At 68.7% G+C, this 16,904-nt stretch carries 17 protein-coding genes and 1 tRNA gene; 7 read left to right on the forward strand and 11 right to left on the reverse strand.

All coding sequences use genetic code 11. The features are described 5' to 3' along the window. The first annotated feature begins 20 nt into the window (after window positions 1-20). Complete coding sequence (locus tag T8T21_RS11440; protein ID WP_183470213.1) at window positions 21-572, forward strand: ActR/PrrA/RegA family redox response regulator transcription factor; 552 nt, start codon at window positions 21-23, stop codon at window positions 570-572. A gap of 111 nt (window positions 573-683) precedes the next feature. Here T8T21_RS11440 and T8T21_RS11445 read toward each other — a convergent pair whose 3' ends face one another. Next, window positions 684-1,580: a DUF6692 family protein gene (locus T8T21_RS11445; RefSeq protein ID WP_322335683.1), complete on the reverse strand. Its 897-nt coding sequence runs from the start codon at window positions 1,578-1,580 to the stop codon at window positions 684-686. A gap of 208 nt (window positions 1,581-1,788) precedes the next feature. On the opposite strand from T8T21_RS11445, the gene T8T21_RS11450 reads away from it, so the two are divergent. Beyond that, window positions 1,789-2,067: a metal-sensitive transcriptional regulator gene (locus T8T21_RS11450; protein ID WP_322335684.1), complete on the forward strand. Its 279-nt coding sequence runs from the start codon at window positions 1,789-1,791 to the stop codon at window positions 2,065-2,067. Window positions 2,068-2,114: 47 nt separating this feature from the next. Next, the gene (locus T8T21_RS11455) at window positions 2,115-2,729 is read left to right on the forward strand and encodes a L,D-transpeptidase (RefSeq protein WP_322335685.1); all 615 of its coding nucleotides are present in this window, start codon (window positions 2,115-2,117) and stop codon (window positions 2,727-2,729) included. Window positions 2,730-2,783: 54 nt separating this feature from the next. Here T8T21_RS11455 and T8T21_RS11460 read toward each other — a convergent pair whose 3' ends face one another. The 4 genes from T8T21_RS11460 to T8T21_RS11475 all read right to left on the reverse strand — a co-directional run bounded on the left by T8T21_RS11460 (window position 2,784) and on the right by T8T21_RS11475 (window position 8,149). Continuing rightward, window positions 2,784-3,215, reverse strand: a complete 432-nt coding sequence (locus T8T21_RS11460; RefSeq protein ID WP_322335686.1) for a DUF411 domain-containing protein — start codon at window positions 3,213-3,215, stop codon at window positions 2,784-2,786. 177 nt (window positions 3,216-3,392) lie between these two features. Continuing rightward, entirely contained in the window at window positions 3,393-3,713 is a 321-nt protein-coding gene (locus T8T21_RS11465; protein ID WP_322335687.1) for a hypothetical protein, read from the reverse strand. Between the two features lie 117 nt (window positions 3,714-3,830). Next, on the reverse strand, window positions 3,831-6,959 hold the full coding sequence (locus T8T21_RS11470) for an efflux RND transporter permease subunit (RefSeq protein WP_322335688.1): 3,129 nt from the start codon (window positions 6,957-6,959) through the stop codon (window positions 3,831-3,833). Further along, window positions 6,956-8,149 (reverse strand): efflux RND transporter periplasmic adaptor subunit, encoded by a 1,194-nt coding sequence (locus T8T21_RS11475; RefSeq protein ID WP_322335689.1) that lies wholly within the window; start codon window positions 8,147-8,149, stop codon window positions 6,956-6,958. The genes T8T21_RS11470 and T8T21_RS11475 overlap by 4 nt, the downstream gene beginning before the upstream one ends. A gap of 190 nt (window positions 8,150-8,339) precedes the next feature. Between T8T21_RS11475 and T8T21_RS11480 the strand changes: the two genes are divergently transcribed. The 4 genes from T8T21_RS11480 (at window position 8,340) to T8T21_RS11495 (ending at window position 11,065) form a co-directional block, all read left to right on the forward strand. Then, entirely contained in the window at window positions 8,340-8,837 is a 498-nt protein-coding gene (locus T8T21_RS11480; protein ID WP_322335690.1) for a GbsR/MarR family transcriptional regulator, read from the forward strand. Between the two features lie 117 nt (window positions 8,838-8,954). Then, on the forward strand, window positions 8,955-10,031 hold the full coding sequence (locus T8T21_RS11485) for a PAS domain-containing protein (RefSeq protein WP_322335691.1): 1,077 nt from the start codon (window positions 8,955-8,957) through the stop codon (window positions 10,029-10,031). 8 nt (window positions 10,032-10,039) lie between these two features. Next, window positions 10,040-10,462 carry a response regulator gene (locus T8T21_RS11490; RefSeq protein WP_322335692.1) on the forward strand — a complete coding sequence of 141 codons (423 nt, stop codon included), beginning with the start codon at window positions 10,040-10,042 and terminating at the stop codon, window positions 10,460-10,462. A gap of 333 nt (window positions 10,463-10,795) precedes the next feature. Further along, window positions 10,796-11,065 carry a hypothetical protein gene (locus T8T21_RS11495; RefSeq protein WP_183470195.1) on the forward strand — a complete coding sequence of 90 codons (270 nt, stop codon included), beginning with the start codon at window positions 10,796-10,798 and terminating at the stop codon, window positions 11,063-11,065. 138 nt (window positions 11,066-11,203) lie between these two features. Here T8T21_RS11495 and T8T21_RS11500 read toward each other — a convergent pair whose 3' ends face one another. The 6 genes from T8T21_RS11500 to T8T21_RS11525 form a co-directional block, all read right to left on the reverse strand. Further along, window positions 11,204-12,226 (reverse strand): aspartate-semialdehyde dehydrogenase, encoded by a 1,023-nt coding sequence (locus T8T21_RS11500; RefSeq protein ID WP_085895142.1) that lies wholly within the window; start codon window positions 12,224-12,226, stop codon window positions 11,204-11,206. A gap of 98 nt (window positions 12,227-12,324) precedes the next feature. Then, window positions 12,325-12,401: transfer RNA gene (locus T8T21_RS11505), tRNA-Pro, on the reverse strand. Between the two features lie 53 nt (window positions 12,402-12,454). After that, window positions 12,455-13,420 (reverse strand): DMT family transporter, encoded by a 966-nt coding sequence (locus T8T21_RS11510; protein WP_183470193.1) that lies wholly within the window; start codon window positions 13,418-13,420, stop codon window positions 12,455-12,457. A gap of 114 nt (window positions 13,421-13,534) precedes the next feature. Next, entirely contained in the window at window positions 13,535-14,641 is a 1,107-nt protein-coding gene (leuB, locus tag T8T21_RS11515; protein ID WP_322335693.1) for a 3-isopropylmalate dehydrogenase, read from the reverse strand. 87 nt (window positions 14,642-14,728) lie between these two features. Then, window positions 14,729-15,814, reverse strand: coding sequence for an endonuclease/exonuclease/phosphatase family protein (locus T8T21_RS11520; protein WP_322335694.1), 1,086 nt, complete (start codon window positions 15,812-15,814; stop codon window positions 14,729-14,731). Further along, on the reverse strand, window positions 15,814-16,647 hold the full coding sequence (locus tag T8T21_RS11525; protein ID WP_322335695.1) for a hypothetical protein: 834 nt from the start codon (window positions 16,645-16,647) through the stop codon (window positions 15,814-15,816). The genes T8T21_RS11520 and T8T21_RS11525 overlap by 1 nt, the downstream gene beginning before the upstream one ends. Window positions 16,648-16,904 lie beyond the last annotated feature (257 nt).

Raw genomic sequence — 16,904 nt, forward strand, 5'->3', positions numbered from 1 at the left:
GATACCAAGGAGATCCGGCCATGAACGCGGAGGCGATCGATCTCGGCCCCGATCCGAGCCTGCTCCTCGTCGATGACGACGAGGCTTTTCTCAAGCGGCTCGGCAAGGCGATGGAGAAGCGCGGCTTCGCGGTGACCATGGCCGGCACGGTCGAGGAAGGGCGGCGCATCGCCACCCAGCAGCCCCCGGCCTACGCGGTGGTCGACCTGCGGCTCGAGGATGGCAACGGGCTCGACGTGGTCGAGGCACTGCGGGAGGCGCGGCCCGAGGCGCGGATCGTGGTGCTCACCGGTTACGGCGCCATCGCCACCGCCGTGGCCGCCGTGAAGATCGGCGCGACCGACTACCTGTCGAAGCCCGCCGATGCGACCGAGGTGACCAACGCGCTCTTGGCGCGGGGCGACGCGCTGCCGCCGCCGCCCGAGAACCCGATGAGCGCCGACCGCGTGCGCTGGGAGCATATCCAGCGGGTCTACGAGCTGTGCGACCGCAATGTCAGCGAGACCGCCCGCCGTCTGGGCATGCATCGCCGGACGCTGCAGCGCATCCTCGCCAAGCGCAGCCCGCGATAGGCCCGGCATCGGAACGGGACCTGCGGAACCGGGCCGAAACCGCGTATTCGGCACCGAAACGACGACGGCCGCCCCGGTGGGGCGGCCGTTTGCATGTTAAGTGTCCGGGGATCAGGCGGCGCAGTCGAGGAAGCCGCGATAGCCGACGGTCAGGCCCTTCTCGAGATGGAACACCATGTCGGCCTCGGCGCGGCGCAGGCTGTCGTCGGTGTCGGTCCAATCGGCCTCGGGGTCGGGCATGATCGTGATCTCGGTCCCCGGCGCGGTGAGCCGCGCGCCATCCTCCAGCGTCTCGACCGCGACGGGGGCGTCGGCGGCGAGCTGGATCAGCGTGCCCGACAGCTTGATCGCACCGCTCTCACCTGCCATCGCCAGCACCGGCTCGCCGGCATTGGTGCGGCGGAACTCGCAGGCGGCCCCGGACGACAGAACGGTCTCGATCTCCTCGGGCTTGAGACCGGCGGGATCGATCCCTGCCAGCTCGGCCGCGCCCAGCGCCTCATCGACGCTGCCTTCCTCGGCGGGGGCTTCCGGTTCGCCCAGGGCCGGGTCGGTGGCGATGCCGTTCTGCTCGATATCCTCGATCAGGTAGCGCATCTCGCCGATCTCCTTGCGCTGGGCGGCGATGATCTCGTCGGCGAGCTTGCGCACGCGCGGGTCCTCGATCTGCGCCCGTTCGGAGGTCATGATGGCGATCGAATGGTGCGGGATCATCGCCGCCATGTAGCTGGTATCGTCCACCGTCTCCTGGCTGCGGATCAGCCAGAGCGTCACGCCGAAGACCACGACCGCGCCGGCATAGATCGCGATGTTGATCGCCTTGTTCGCATACATCGACAGCATGAAGCTGAGCATGATCACCGCCATCACCGCGCCCATCAGGAGCGCCATGTAGGTCCGGGTTTCGCTGAAGAAGACATGCTCGAAGGCGTAGGTGTTGATGTACATCAGCCCGAACATCACCACCGTCGAGGTCGCGATCATCGCGGCGAAACGCCAGTAGGACATGGGAACTCCTTTCGACTGCGGGGATCGTCCCCGGAAAACTCGTGACCGCCCTGCCGTCTCGGAACGGCCTTGGCCCGGAGAGAGACGACCGCCTGGCGCCTCGGATGGCTCCGGTCTCGCCACCATGGGCAGCCTTTGTGCATACCCTCGCCGGGTATAGCGGGAACCCTTCGCCTCCCCTATGGTTCCATCAACGGAGGCACCGGGAATGCAGGAAAAAAAGAACAAGGCCGCCATTCTGAAACGACTGGCTCGGCTCGAAGGGCAGCTTCGCGGCATCACCAAGATGGTGGAGACGGATCGCTACTGCGTCGATGTGCTGATGCAGACGGCGGCGGTGCGTTCCGCGCTCCGGGCAGTGGAGCGGCTGATCATCGCGGATCACGCCGATCACTGCATGGAGAAGGCCATCCTATCGGGCGATCCGGACGAGCAGCGCGCCAAGTTCGGTGAGCTGGTCGCGCTTCTGGAACGGGCCCGCGATTGAGGCCGACCCTGCTACGACCGGACAGCCATGCAAGCGAAAGGACCATCATGGACAGACGGCATATCCTCAAAGGCGCGATCGGGCTGGGCGCGCTCGCCTTGCCGGGGCTGCTACGGGCACACGGGGCCGAGGCGCTGCCCGAGCGCTTCTTGCCGCGCGAGGTGGATGTCGCCGCCGGGCTGACTCCGGGCGAGATCCACGTCATGCCCGACGAGTTCGCGCTGTACTGGACCCTGCCAGGAAGCCGGGCGATCCGCTACAGCGTGGGCATCGGCCGCAACGATCTCTACCATGCCGGCAGCTATGTCGTCGGCGCCAAGAAGGAATGGCCGAGCTGGAAGCCGACGCCCGCGATGATCAAGCGTGAGCCCGAGAAATACGAGAAATACGCCGAAGAAGGCATGCCCGGCGGCATCGACAACCCGCTCGGCGCGCGAGCACTCTACCTGTTCGTCAACGGCCGCGACACCTATCTGCGGATCCACGGCACCAACGCGCCCTCGACCATCGGTCGGGCGGTCTCGAACGGCTGTGCGCGCCTGATCAACGAGCACATGATCGAGCTCTACGAGAAGGTGCCGGTGGGCACCAAGGTGTTCCTCTACCCCAAGGCGGGCAATCCCTACCGCCCCGACGCACATGGCATGGACCACCACGGCTGAGTGCAAGCCGACAGGGCGGGGCCCGGCGTATGAGGGCGCCGGGCCCCGTTTTCGTTAATCGGCCGGCCAAGGCGTGACGGTGCCGTCGGTGCCGATCATCACGACGTCGAGCTCGGCCTCGGGGTCGTCGCCCATGCCGGGCGCCCCCATCGGCATGCCGGGCAGGCTGAGGCCCACCGCTTCTGGCTTTTCCTCGAGAAAGCGCGACAGAATGTCGGCGGGGACGTGACCGCTCACCGCGTAGCCGTCGATCAGGGCGGTGTGGCAGCCCTGCTGGCCGAGCGGCACGCCCGCTTCCTTGTTGACGGTGACGAGGTCGTAGGTCTCGACGATCTCCACCTCGAAGCCGTTCTCACGCAGATACTCGGCATGGGCGGCGCAGCAGCCGCAATTGGGATCCTTGTAGAGGGTCATGGTCTCGGCCAGCACCGGCAGGGCGGTGAGGCTGAACAGGGTCGCGGTGGTGAGGGTCCTGAGGGTCTTCATCAGTGTCTCCTTGGAGGGATCAATTTGCGACGCGGGCCAGCGCCGCTCCACCCGGCGCCGAAGCGCCGGCGCGTAAGCCGCGTCGGGTGAAACCCGCTGGTGCATGTGGATGGTCCTTGGTCGCATAGGGGCCGCGCAGGGCGGCATTCGCCCGGGACCCTGCGGGTCCGGACGGCGTCAGGACGGGTGACGTGGCGGTCGCGGGATCGGGGCAGGGCGGAGGCCGGCCAAGGTCACGGCGTCCGAAAAGCGCGGCAGGGCGCGGGCACGCGGCGCAAAGGCTGTCTCGGGCCCGCGGGCCGTGGTGATTGCCGTAGGCGCAAGGCACATGCCCGCGGCGCCGCAGCCCATGCGGTCCAGCGGTGCGCCGGTCTCGCATTCGGCGCAGTCGGTCATGCCCATCTCGCCATGCCCGGCTTGTGCTGCCTCCGAGCCGGTCGGCGCGAGCGGCAACAGCAGGCCCAAAATCAGCAGGCAGATGGCGAGAATCCGTGTCACGCGGCGACTATGGCCGGGCCGCCCCCGGCTTCGCAAGGGGCGGCCGATCACGGCAGGGTGGGCGCGATGTCGCGGTCCTTCCCGGAGCGGTCCGGGGGCAGGATCGTTTGTGGCAGGTCAGGCCGAGGCGGGCTCGGGGGGTGCGGCGGCCGCGCGGATGGCCCGACCCTGTCCCAGCATCAGCATGGCGGGGGTCACCACCAGCGTCAGCACCGTCGCCACGATCAGCCCGCCGGCGATCGCGCTCGACAGCTCGGTCCACCACTGGGTCGAGGGCGCGCCGAGCACGATCTCGCGGGTGAAGAAGTTGAGGTTCGCGCCGATCACCATCGGCATCAGCCCCAGCGCCGTGGTCACCGAGGTAAGCAGCACCGGTCGCAGACGCTGCGCGCCGCTGCGCAGCGCCGCCTCGCGCGGGCTCATTCCGGACCGGCGCAGGTCGTTGAAGGTGTCGATCAGCACGATGTTGTTGTTCACCACGATGCCCGCCAGCGCGATCACCCCGATGCCGCCCATCACGACGCCAAAGGGGCGGCCGGTGACGATCAGGCCGAACAGGACCCCTGCGACCGAGAAGACGATCGCCGACATCACCACGAGGCTCTGCCAGACGCTGTTGAACTGGGTCAGCAGGATCGTGAACATCAGTAGGATCGCCGAGACGAAGGCGCCGAGGAGGAAGATCATCGCCTCGGCCTGGTCCTGCGCCTCGCCGCCGAAGGACCACTCCACGCTGTCGGGCAGTTCGGCCGAGGCCAGTGCTCCGCGCAGCGCGGTGATCCGCTCGTCGACCAGCTCTCCCGGCGCGACATTGGCCTCGATCGACAGCACCCGGCGCTGATCAATGCGGCGGATGATGCCGGTGCGCGGGCTGGGTTCGAAAGTCACGAAGTTCGAGATCGGCACCAGCCCGGCATTGGTCGGCACGCGCAGCGACTGCAGCTCCTCGAGCGTGCGCGCGTCGGAGGGAAAGCGCACGCGGATGTCGACCGAGCCCTCGGCATCGGCGGGGCGGTAGTCGGCCACGGTGATGCCCTGGGTCAGAAGCTGCACCGCCTGGCCGAGGAGCGAGACGTCGGCGCCGAAGCGGGCCGCTTCCGAGCGATTGACGCGGATGCTCCATTCGACGCCGGGCAGGGGGCGGGTGTCGGTGACATCGGTGAAGCCGCCGAGCCGCTCCATCTCCTCGCGGATCGTGGCCACCGCCGCGGTCTGCGCCTCCGGGTCGGAGCCGCGCAGTTCGAGCCGCACCGGCTTGCCGGCGGAGGGGCCGTTCGAGGCGGTCTGCACCTGCACCTCGATCCCGGCGATATCGGCCATCTCCTCGCGGATTTCGGCGCCGATCGTCTCGGCGGTGCGGCGGCTGTCCCATTCGGTCAGCTCGAGTTGGATCGTGCCGATCACCTCTTCGTCGCCCAGGCCCGAGGCCGAGCTCGAGCGGGCATAGACCGAGGCGATCTCGGGATCGTCGAGCAGCCGCTCCTCGACCCGGCGCACCAGCGCGTCGCGCTCGAAGACCGAGAAGTTGTCGCGGGCGCGCAGCTGCACCTGCATGAAATCCGGCTCGACCGAGGGGAAGAAGCTGACGCCGTTGCCCAGCTGGCCATAGGTGCCGAAGGCGGCGAGCAGGAAGGCCACGGCGAAGAGCAGGGTCGCGCCGGGGCGCAGGATCGCTCTCTCCAAGAGCCGCACATAGGCACCGGTGAAGCCCGGCAGGCGGCGCGGGTCGCCGCGCTCGGCGGCATGCAGCACCGCCTTGTCGATGGCCGATTGCGGCGGCCTGCGGCCGATCAGCCCGCCCAGCACCGGGATGAAGACCAGCGCCATGAACAGCGAGGCGGTCAGCGTCAGCAGCACGGTGATCGGCAGGAACTTCATGAACTCGCCGACCGTGCCGCTCCAGAACAGCAGCGGGAAGAACACCGACAGGGTGGTGGCGGTCGAGGCGATCACTGGCCAAGCCATGCGCTTGGCCGCGTCGGCATAGGCCTGCTTCGGGCTCGCCCCCTCCTGCAGCCGCCGGTCGGCCAGCTCGGTGGTGACGATGGCGCCGTCGACCAGCATGCCGACCACCAGGATCAGCGAGAACAGCACCACGAGGTTCATTGTGTAGCCCATCGCCCATAGCATCGCGACGCCGGCGAGGAAGGCGCCCGGGATCGACAGCCCGACCAGCAGCGCGGAGCGGATGCCGAGCGCCCAGACGATGACGATCATCACCAGGATGACGGCGGCGATGACGTTGGCCTCGAGATCCGAGAGCATGGTCTTCACCTGCTCGCTCTCGTCCTGCATGTAGTTGATGTCGACGCTGTCGGGCCAGTCGGCCTGGGCCTCGGCCACCACCGCCTTGACCGCCTCGACCGTGTCGATGACGTTGGCGCCGATCCGCTTCTTGATCTCGAGCGCCAGCGCCGGCTGGCCGTCGATGCGGGCGAAACCGGAGGGGTCGGCAAAGCTGCGGCGGATCGTGGCGACGTCGCCGAAGGTGACGACCGTGTCGCCGCGTACCTTGACCGGCAGCGCCATCACGTCCTCGACGTTCTCGATCAGCCCCGGCACCTTGAGCACGATGCGCCCGGCGCCGGTCTCGATCGCGCCGGCGGCGATCAGCCGATTGTTGCGGCTGATCTGGCCGATCAGCTCCTCGAAGGAGATGTTGTAGGTCTCAAAGACGGTGGGGTCGATCAGCACCTCGAGCAGCTCGTCGCGGGCGCCGGCGAGGTCGACCTCGAGCACGCCGCCCAGCCCCTCGATCCGGTCCTGCAGATCCTCGGCGAGGCCGTTGAGCGTGCGCTCGGGCACCGGGCCCGACAGGATCGCGGTCAGGATCGGAAACAGCGCGGTGTTGGTCTCGGTCACCACCGGCTCGGCCGCGTCCTCGGGCAGCTCGTTCGCGGCGCGATCGGCCGCCTCGCGCACCGAGTCGAGCGCCTGATCGGCGTCGAAGCCGGGCTCGAACTCCAGCATCACCGCGCCGTGGCCCTCGCGCGCCGTGCCTTCCATCTTGCGCAGCCCGGTGAGCGACGCAAATTCGGTCTCCATCGGCTCGACCAGCAGCCGTTCCGCGTCCTGCGGGGCGATGCCCTCGAGCGTGGTGAAGACATGGACCAGCGGGATCGGGATCTCGGGCGAGCTTTCCTTGGGGATCGCCATGTAGGAGACGGCGCCGACCCCGAGGATCGCGATCAGTGCCAGCATCACCGTCCGGGTGCGCCCGAAGGCGGCGTCGATCAGACGGTTCATCGGGCCGCCTCGACCAGCACGCGCGGCGCCGCGTCGTCCTGCGCGGCGGCGGCGCCCTCGGCCGAGTCCGTGTCGGCGGCCGGGTCGCGCGGGTCGACCAGCTCGCCGTCATTCACGAAGCCCTGGCCCACGGTGATGATCCGCGCCTCGTCGGGCAGCCCGGCAAGCCAGACGCCGTCGGTCTGGGCACGGATGATCTGGACGGGTTGGAACACCACCCGCGCCGCGTCGTCCACCGTCTTGACCCCGAGCGTGCCGTCGGTGTCGAGCGACAGGATCGCCGGCGAGACGAAATGCCCGGTCCGTTCGCCGGTGGCGATGCGGACCTGGGCGCTGACCCCGGCCGGAATCGCGCCCTCGGGGTTGGCGACCTCGATCTCGGCGGTGAAGGTGCGGGTCTGGGGATCGGCGCTGCGGCTGACGAAGCGGACCTCGCCGGGGGCGGTGTCGCCGGTGATGAAGACCACCTCCGCCTCCAGTCCGGAGGTGATCTGGGAAAGCTGCTGCTGCGGGACTTGGATCTCGATCCTGAGCGGGGTGGCGTCGACCACGCGGGCGATCGCGGCGCCGGCGGTGACGAATTCGCCCGCCTCGACCTCGAGATCCTCGATCCGGCCGTCGAAGGGCGCGCGCACCACGGTTTCGTCCATCGCCTCCTGCGCGGCGGCGAGGGCGGCCTCGGCGGCGGCCAGATCGGCGCGGGCCTCGGTGACGCGGTCCTGCGTGGCGCTGCCCCGCTCGAGCAGGGTGCGGGCATTCTCAAGCTCGCGCGCGGCGCGTGTGCGCTCTTCCTCCGCCCGGGTCAGATCGGCCGCGCTGCGGGTGGTCTCGAACCGGGCGATGACGTCGCCCGCCACAACGCTGTCGCCGCGTCGCACAGGCACCTCGGCGATCTGGCCACGGGTCTCGGCGAGCACTTGGGTGTCGCGCTCGGGCAGGGCCTGGCCTTCGGCGGCGAAGACCTGCGCCACGGCGCGGGCGCGGGAGGGCTGGACCTCGACCGCGACGCGGCGCGGGACGGGATCGGGGGCCGCTGCCTCGGGGGCGGGTTCCGACGGCAGCACGAGGCCGCTGCCCATCCAGCCGACCAGCGCCAGCACGAGCCCGCCCGCGACGTATTTCGCCCGCCCGCTGCCGGCATCGTCGTCGAAGCGCAGCGGCGCGGGGGCGGTCTCGGTCTCGATGGTCATGGAGGCTCTCCTGCAGCCGCGCCGAAGGGCGGCCCTTGCGCGCGTCGAGGCCGCATATAGGTAGCGGGCAGGTATCCGTCCAGTGATTTCAGTATTGACTGAACGATCTGTAAATACGATGTGCGGCACCCGGCGCTATATGGACCCTCGCGGGCCTTGCGACTAATTTCAAGGCCTAGGAGGGCCCGTGATGAGCGACACCGACACCGCGAAGACGGGCGACGATCTCGCGGCGATCCGCAGCGAGTTCATCGAGAAGGTCGGCCTGATCGCGCAGTCCAAGGGTCTGCCGCGCATCGCGGGGCGGGTCTTCGCGCTGCTGGTCTTCGACGGCGAAACCGTCTCCTTCGCCGATCTCGCCACCCGGCTCGGCGTCAGCCGCGGCAGCGTCAGCTCGGCCACCCGGCTGCTCGAGGATCGGGGCATGATCAAGCGGGTCGGCAAGCCCGGCCAGCGGCAGGACTTCTTTCGCCTCGCCGACGATCCCTATGAGAGCATGCTGGCGGCCGAGGCCGCGAGCCTCGAGCGGGCCCGGGCCGAGATCGGCGCGACCCTCGAACAGTTGCCCGATGGCTGCGCCGGGATATGGCAGCGGGTCGAGGGCTATGCGCGCTTCTACGAGCGGATGGTCGAGGCGCTGGGCGGCGCGGAACCGTCGGATCATTCGTCGCGACGTCAGCAGGGCTGACCCAGGGTCACGACGTAACGGCCGCGTGGGGGAGGCTGGACTGCCGCCAGCGTTGTCTTATCTTCTGCCCTCGTATGACGAGCCGGGCCGCGATCCGGCGAGACGCATGGGTTTGACATGAGCGACCAAGCACATCGCAGCACGCGGGACGAGCACGGCAAGGAATTCGACCGGGCGCGCAACCAGGCGCAGCGGATGCCGATCCACTCCGAGTCCGGGGTGCTGTTCGAGCAGGCGATGGCCCAGACCCGCATGGCGATCTGTCTCGCCGATCCGAACCTGCCCGACCAGCCGCTCGTCTTCGTCAATCGCGCCTTCCGCGACCTGACCGGCTATGAGGAAGAGGAGATCATCGGCCGGAACTGCCGCTTCCTGCAGGGGCCGGGGACCGATCCCGAGCAGGTGCGCAAGCTGCGCCAGGCGATCGCCAACGAAGACGTGGTGGTGGTCGAGCTGCTCAACTACCGCAAGGACGGCTCGGCCTTCTGGAACGCGCTGCATCTGGGGCCGATCTACAACGAGGACGGCTCGGTGCGGTATCTGTTCGGGTCGCAATGGGACGTGACCGACGTCCATGCCGCCCGTGCCGACGAGAAACATGCGCGGATGATGGAGCGCGAGATCAGCCACCGCATGAAGAACATGTTCGCGGTGATCTCGTCGGTCGTCACCATGACCGGCAAGCTCGACGACGCCGAGGAGCTGGCCGAGAAGATCAATGCCCGGATCCGGTCGCTGGGGCGCGCGCACGAGGCGATGCTGGAGGTGTCCTTCACCGAGGGCCCGACCGATCCCCACCCGCTGTTCCGCGACCTGCTGCTGCCCTATGCGCCGAGCGGCGAGGCGGGTTTGACGCTGGAGGGTGGGGCGGTCCCGCTCGACAGCAACATCGTCTCGGTGCTGGCGCTGACACTGCACGAGCTGGCGATCAACGCGGTCAAGCACGGCGCCTATTCGGTGCCGGAGGGCCATGTCCGGCTCGCCTGGGCGCGCGAGACCGATGCCGAGGGCGAGGAGCGATTGCGGCTCGACTGGCGCGAGAGCGGCGGGCCTGCACCCGAGGGGCCGCCCGAGCGCCGAGGGGTCGGCACCACCATCATCCGCCGCATGCTCGCCATGGGCGACGGCGAGATCAGCCATGACTGGCGCCCTGAAGGGTTGCGGGTCGAGATCAGTTTTCCGACCAGCCTGTGAGGGACGTCATGACCGAGATCAACAGGCCGGGGTCCGGCCACCGCCCGCTCGCAGGCCTGACCGTCCTGGTGGTCGAGGACGAGGTGCTGATCGCCATGGACATCAACGAGACGCTGGAGGAGGCGGGGGCCGAGGTGGTCTATGGCCGCAACCTGCGCCAGGGGATGCAGCGGCTGGAGCAGGATCTCGACGTGGCGCTGCTCGACGTGACCCTCGGCCGCTCGGAAACCTGCCTGCCGATCGTCGAGGCGCTGCGGGCGCGCGGCGTGCCCTTCGTCCTGCATTCGGGCGATCTGCAGCGGCTGGGCGAGACCATCTCCAATATCGGCGCGCCGGTGCTGGAGAAGCCCTGCGACATGGGGATGATCATCGAGGCGCTGCAGGAAGCGGTCGGCAGCGCGCAGCCGGGCGCGATTCGCAGCCGCGGGTAGATTAGTCTCTCCACCGCTGCATTCACCGGGTGAAAACTTCGCCCGGTGCGAGTGGTGCACACGTCGATCTTCGAACTCTGCGGGCGCGGGAAATGCCGTCCGATTGCATCGGCTTGCCCGTTGCACATCCCTGTCCCATCGGCGATCCGCACCGCCACCGGATCGTGGTGCGATTGCATCGAAGGGCCCGCACTGGCACGATGACGATGCGTGTTACCCTGCGTCACTTCTCTCGGGGGCGCGTCATCCGAAGTCCATGAACGGCGTCATGACGACCGTGCCCCATGCCGTGGTGCAGGGCCGGGGCGCTCTTGCTTGATGATTGGAAATTTTATGAGAATCGCAATTCTCGCGACGGGCCTCGGGCTCGCCGTGCTGGTGCAGCCATGGGCCGCGGCGGCGCAGGATGCGGCCGTGCCGGGCTATCTGGAGGGAGTCGCCTCGCAGTTGCAGGAGAACGGCTACCGCCATGTGCGGCTGGTCGACACCGACGCCCGCAGGATCGTCGCCTTCGACCGAAACGGCAGCGAGGTCGCCCTGACCATCCACCCACGCAACGGCAGCATTTCGTCGTTGGATTATGTCCGTTCCCACGATCGTTGAGATCGGAAGGGAAGGAGAACGCCTCCGCGACGTGGTTTCGCCTCTGACCGTTCAGTGCGTGTGATGGGCGGCCCCATGCGTCTGCATGGGGCCGTTCGGCGCTGACGAGGCTCCGGCGGAGCCTCATCGGGGCGCGCCTTACCCCTTCTTGAGGGCCTTCTGGCCGAGCACTTCGGCGATCTGCACCGCGTTGAGCGCCGCGCCCTTGCGCAGGTTGTCGGAGACGCACCACAGGTTCAGGCCGTTCTCGATGGTCGAGTCCTGGCGGATCCGGCTGATGAAGGTGGCGAAGTCGCCCACGCATTCGACCGGGGTCACGTAGCCACCGGGCTCGCGCTTGTCGATCACCATGACGCCCGGCGCCTCGCGCAGGATGTCGCGGGCCTCGTCCTCGTCGAGGAATTCCTCGAACTCGATGTTGATCGCCTCGGAGTGACCGACGAAGACCGGCACCCGCACGCAGGTCGCGGTGAGCTTGATCGACGGGTCGAGGATCTTCTTGGTCTCGACCATCATCTTCCACTCTTCCTTGGTCCCGCCGTCTTCCATGAAGACGTCGATATGCGGGATCACGTTGAAGGCGATCTGGCGCGGATAGACCGAAGGCGCGACCTCCTGGCCGGGCACGTACATGCCCTTGGTCTGGTTCCACAGCTCGTCGATCGCGTCCTTGCCGGTGCCGGAGACCGACTGGTAGGTCGAGACGACGACCCGCTTGATCTTCGCGCGGTCATGCAGCGGCTTGAGCGCCACCACCATCTGCGCGGTCGAGCAGTTCGGGTTCGCGATGATGTTCTTCTTGGTGTAGCCCAGCACGGCGTCGGCGTTGACCTCGGGCACCACCAGCGGGACGTCGGGGTCCATCCGGTAGAGCGAGGAGTTGTCGATCACCACGCAGCCCTGCGAGGCGGCCTTGGGGGCGTATTCCTTGGTGGCCTCGGAGCCCACGGCGAAGAGCGCGATGTCCCAGCCGGTGAAGTCGAAGGCGGCGAGGTCCTGGGTTTTCAAAGTTCGGTCGCCAAAGCTCACCTCGGTGCCGAGCGAGCGGCGGCTGGCGAGAACGGCGATTTCCTCGATCGGAAACGCGCGCTCGTCCAGGATGTTGAGCATTTCGCGACCCACGTTGCCCGTGGCGCCGACGACGACGACCTTGTAGCCCATGTTCTGGAGCCTCCTGAAAGTTCGAGCGGTCCCTACACGTTTCGCGACGGAAGGGAAAGCGCCCGGCTGCGCATCGAAGCTGTCATGTGGGGAAAAACTGGTCGGAGTGAGAGGATTCGAACCTCCGACCCCCTGCTCCCGAAGCAGGTGCGCTACCAGGCTGCGCTACACTCCGACCGTGGCGCCGACCTAACGCCTTGTTTGCCGCTTTGCAAGAGGGGCTGGCGATCATTCCTGGCGGAACCGTCCGGGCCGCAGGAACCGCTTGAGCACGCTGGCGCGCGGCGCGCTGCCGGTCTCCCAGCGCAGCCGGGTCTGCGAGACGGGGCGGTGCGCCGACCTGCCGCCGCGGCCCTCGCGCAGCACGATGTAGATGCCGGAGGCGATGATGATTCCGGTGCCGAGGATGGTCGCCCCGTCGGGCAGCTCGTCGAAGAACAGCGCGCCATAGGCGGTGGCCCAGATGATCTGGCTGTACTGCATCGGCGCGACCACGACCGCTTCGCCGGTGGAATAGGCCGCGACCATGATCCGCCCGCCGATCCAGCCCAACACGGCGATCAGCGCCATCAGCCCGAAATCCGAGATCGGCATCGGCTTGTAGACGAAGGCCAGCGCCGCGCCCATCAGCACGAAGTTTGCGATCATCGGGTAGAGCAGCAGCACGACGGGGCGCTCGTCATGGCCGATCTTGCGCACCACGATCGACGCGGTGGAGCCGCCGATCGCCACGCCGAGCGCCGCGAGATGGCCCAGCGACAGCTCGGTCTGGCCGGGCCTGAGCACCACCAGCACCCCCGCGAGACCCACCAGGACCGCCGCCCAGCGGTGGATGCCGACGGTTTCACCCAGCACGGGGATGGCCAGCACGGTGATCAGCAGCGGCGTCGCGAAGATCAGCGCGTAGACCTGCGCCAATGGCAGCTGCGAGAAGGCGTAGAAGGCGGATGTCGCGGTCAGGAAACCGGCGGCGGTCCGCAGCGCGACCCACCAGGGGTGGCGCGGACGCAGGGTGCCGGGTTCGGGATCGCCGATGATCATCACCAGCGCCAGAGGGAAGGCGAGCGTTACCGAGAAGAAGATCAGCTGCACCGGCGAGTAGCCGCTGCCCAGCACCTTGATGACCACGTCATGCGTGGCAAAGACGCCGAAGGAAGCAAGCGCCAGCAGCGCGCCTCTCGCATTGTCACCCATGCGCGTTCTCCCGGTCGAAATGGCGATGATAGCGCCACCATTGTCCGAGCCCCACGCGCGATGCAAGCCGGGGAGGGTGGATGCGGGCAGGTTTCCCCGCCCGCATGTCCAGTGTCAGATCGAGGCGTCGAGCGCGGCGATGATGGCGTCGCCCATCTCGGCCGTGGAGATCGGCGTGCCGCCCTCGGGGCCGAGCAGGTCGGCGGTGCGCTTGCCATCGGCCAGCACCTTCTCGACGGCCTGCTCGAGGCGGGTCGCCTCGTCGCCATTGTCGAAGCTGTAGCGCAGCGCCATGGCGAACGACAGGATGCAGGCGATCGGGTTGGCCTTGCCCTGACCCGCGATGTCGGGAGCCGAGCCGTGCACCGGCTCGTAGAGCGCCTTGGGGCGGCCATTGGCCATCGGCGCACCCAGGGACGCGGAGGGCAGCATGCCCAGGCTACCGGTCAGCATCGCCGCGGCGTCCGAGAGCAGGTCGCCGAACAGGTTGTCGGTGACGATCACGTCGAACTGCTTGGGCCAGCGGCAGAGCTGCATGGCGCCGGCATCGGCATACATGTGGCTCAGTTCCACATCCGGGTACTCGGCCTCGTGGATCTCGGTCACCACCTGGCGCCAGAGCACGCCCGATTCCATGACGTTGGCCTTCTCCATCGAGCAGACCTTGTTGTTCCGGCGGCGGGCCAGCTCGAAGGCGGAGCGCGCGACGCGGGCGATCTCGCTCTCGGTGTAGCGCTGGGTGTTGATGCCGACGCGCTCGTTGCCTTCCTTGTGGATGCCGCGCGGCTCGCCGAAATAGACGCCCGAGGTCAGCTCGCGCACGATCATGATGTCGAGGCCGGCAACCACGTCGCGCTTGAGCGAGGAGAAATCGGCCAGCGCATCGAAGCACTGCGCCGGGCGCAGGTTCGAGAACAGGTCCATTTCCTTGCGCAGGCGCAGCAGGCCGCGCTCGGGCTTCACGGAGAAGTCGAGCGTGTCGTATTTCGGGCCGCCCACGGCGCCGAGCAGCACGGCGTCGGCGTTCTGGGCACGCTCCATGGTGGCATCGGTGAGCGGGGTGCCATGCGCGTCATAGGCCGCGCCGCCGACGAGGTCCTCCTCGACGTCGAAGGCGAGATCGCGCTTCTCGCCGTACCAGCCGATGATCTTCTTCACCTCGTTCATGACTTCGGGACCGATGCCGTCGCCGGCGAGGATCAGAAGGGAAGGATTGGACACTTTGGCGCTCCGGGTTGAAACGAATGGAATGGCGATGCGGTAGCCCGTGGTCGCCCTCGGGTCAAGTTCGCGCCCGGCCGCACGCGCTCACTCCAGTTCGAGATCGACCCAGACCAGCCGATGCGCCGAGGCGCGCGCCGCGGCCTCGGCCAGCGGGCCGGTGGCGGGCCAGACCACGCCAGCATCGATGACGGCCAGCCCGTCGCGCGAGGGCAGGACGTAATCGACCCGCAGGTTGCCGGGGCCGTCCGGCGGGGCATCCCAGTCGGCCGTGTCGTGAGAGGGGTCGCCCGCATGGGCGGGATCGGCCGCCGCGCGGCCGCCCTCGCTTCCGGGGAGCGGGTCGACGAGACGCGGGTCGTCGAGCAGCGCGCGCATCGCCTCGCGGAGACCCGCCCCGTCGGCAGGGTCGAGATTGGCAAGGCCCAGGATGACGAAGGGCGGCGCGGGGGCGGGGCCGAGTTCCCCGTCCATGAGGCTCTGCCACAGCCGGATCTCGTCGCGGTTGCGCAGCCCGTTGAGATCCTCGGGCCCGTCGAAGACGGGCGGGGTCGCGGCGAAGGCCAGCAGCCGGAGCGGCCCGGACGGGGTCTCGGCCCGCACCACCCAGTGTCCCGCGCTCGACAGCCGCCGCGCTGCCTGCGCTTCGGCCGAGGGAAACGGTGTGCCCTCGATTGCGGGCTGCTCCGCGCCCGGCAGGTCGCGCCAGAGCAGCCCGGTCAGGTCGCGCTCCAGCCGCAGCGGGAAGCGCGACAGCAGCGCCATGGCCCCGTCGCCGGTGAAGCGGCCGTAGCCATGGGAATCGCGCGCCCCGTCGGTGCGGCCATCGCCGTCGAGGTCGAGCCCGGAGGCCAGCCCCGCATTGGAGGGCGGGGCGAGGCGATACGAGTACTCGGGAGCGCCTTCCGCCTGCAGCCGGGCCGCGAGCGCGTCGAGCGTCGCGCCCTGCGCGTCGCGGTCGACGCCCGTGAGCAGCAGGATGTCGGGGGCGGCATGGGCGATGATCCGGGCCATGGCGGCGATCTGCGGATCCTCGCCGCGTTGCAGGTCGCGCAGGAGCAGGCCGGGGCCGTCGCGGCTCAGCTCGGGGTCGTAGCTGGCGATCCGGATCGGTTCGGCCGTGAGCGGGAGGGCAAGCGTGGAGAGCAGGGCGCCGAGCCGCGCCCCGCGCATCAGGCCGGGATCAGACCGGCCTCGCGGGCCGAGGCGCGCTCGCGCTGGGCGCCGATCATGTCGGCGACGCGCTGCAGCGCAACGCCGCGCATCAGCAGGCTGGCGGGCAGGAAGGCCCAGCCGGTCAGCGCCCAGATCATCGTGTGCGGGTTGGACAGGTCGAGCTGGCCGAACATCGGCATGCCGAGGCTGAGCAGCGCCGGGATCACGAAGGGCAGCAGGAAGCCCAGCACCAGGTTCACCTGACCGTCGCGGCGCAGCCGCCAGATCACGTCCGGCCCCGAGGTCGGGTCGAAGGTCGGCAGGTTGATCCAGACGTTGAAATTGCCCGAGCGCATCGGCCAGCCGCGGAAGCGCAGCAGCCCGGCGAACAGCGCCATCGAGGCGAGCGAGAGCAGGTAGCTCAGCGCCGCGCCGGCCCGGATTTGGTCGGCGAGCGCGCCGGGCGTGCCGTCGGGCAGGGTCAGCATCAGCAGCCGCACCGGCGAATAGGGAATGTCGAGCAGGTGGCCCAGCGGCGCGGTCAGAGCGGCGACCAGCGCGGTGATCGTCGCGGGCTCGCTGGCGTCGCGTGCCAGCAGCGACAGCAGGAACACCGCCGCGCCGAGGGTGACGAAGCGGATGCGGTTGAAGGGCGGCGCGTCCCGGAACTCCACCAGGCTGGGCGAGACCGAGGTATATTCCACCGCTGTGAACAGGCCGGCGCCGAGCGCGACCAGCGCGACGATCTCGGGCGTGCCCGAGGCGCCGGTCTGCAACAGCATCGATGGTGTCGCGATCAGCAACATCATCAGCGCCGCGCGCAGGAGTCCTCCTGTCAGTCGCGTGACCATAGTCTGCCCATTCCTGTGCCGAGCGGCCACGATTGAAATCCGCGGCTCTTCATCGGCGATGTGCGGCCCATGCAGGCCGGCTTGCCTCAATCCTGCCACTATTTGGGCCCTTTCCGAGTTCAGGCGCAACGATCAAGACTCAGGAAGCGCTCGAACTGCGGCTCTTTTGCGACGCGGAGGCAGCCGAACTGGTCCGATAATGGGACGGGTGCGCCCAATTCTATGCCTTATTCGGGCCATATCTTGTGGGAGACGGT

Source organism: Limimaricola variabilis (assembly GCF_034371605.1).
GTDB classification, from domain to species: domain Bacteria; phylum Pseudomonadota; class Alphaproteobacteria; order Rhodobacterales; family Rhodobacteraceae; genus Limimaricola; species Limimaricola variabilis.

Coding starts and splice junctions, on each gene's coding strand:
- T8T21_RS11440 (WP_183470213.1), top strand. CDS start 21: ATGAACGCGGAGGCGATCGATCTCGGCCCCGATCCGAGCCTGCTCCTC.
- T8T21_RS11445 (WP_322335683.1), bottom strand. CDS start 1,580: ATGTCCTACTGGCGTTTCGCCGCGATGATCGCGACCTCGACGGTGGTG.
- T8T21_RS11450 (WP_322335684.1), top strand. CDS start 1,789: ATGCAGGAAAAAAAGAACAAGGCCGCCATTCTGAAACGACTGGCTCGG.
- T8T21_RS11455 (WP_322335685.1), top strand. CDS start 2,115: ATGGACAGACGGCATATCCTCAAAGGCGCGATCGGGCTGGGCGCGCTC.
- T8T21_RS11460 (WP_322335686.1), bottom strand. CDS start 3,215: ATGAAGACCCTCAGGACCCTCACCACCGCGACCCTGTTCAGCCTCACC.
- T8T21_RS11470 (WP_322335688.1), bottom strand. CDS start 6,959: ATGAACCGTCTGATCGACGCCGCCTTCGGGCGCACCCGGACGGTGATG.
- T8T21_RS11475 (WP_322335689.1), bottom strand. CDS start 8,149: ATGACCATCGAGACCGAGACCGCCCCCGCGCCGCTGCGCTTCGACGAC.
- T8T21_RS11480 (WP_322335690.1), top strand. CDS start 8,340: ATGAGCGACACCGACACCGCGAAGACGGGCGACGATCTCGCGGCGATC.
- T8T21_RS11485 (WP_322335691.1), top strand. CDS start 8,955: ATGAGCGACCAAGCACATCGCAGCACGCGGGACGAGCACGGCAAGGAA.
- T8T21_RS11490 (WP_322335692.1), top strand. CDS start 10,040: ATGACCGAGATCAACAGGCCGGGGTCCGGCCACCGCCCGCTCGCAGGC.
- T8T21_RS11495 (WP_183470195.1), top strand. CDS start 10,796: ATGAGAATCGCAATTCTCGCGACGGGCCTCGGGCTCGCCGTGCTGGTG.
- T8T21_RS11500 (WP_085895142.1), bottom strand. CDS start 12,226: ATGGGCTACAAGGTCGTCGTCGTCGGCGCCACGGGCAACGTGGGTCGC.
- T8T21_RS11510 (WP_183470193.1), bottom strand. CDS start 13,420: ATGGGTGACAATGCGAGAGGCGCGCTGCTGGCGCTTGCTTCCTTCGGC.
- T8T21_RS11520 (WP_322335694.1), bottom strand. CDS start 15,814: ATGCGCGGGGCGCGGCTCGGCGCCCTGCTCTCCACGCTTGCCCTCCCG.
- T8T21_RS11525 (WP_322335695.1), bottom strand. CDS start 16,647: ATGGTCACGCGACTGACAGGAGGACTCCTGCGCGCGGCGCTGATGATG.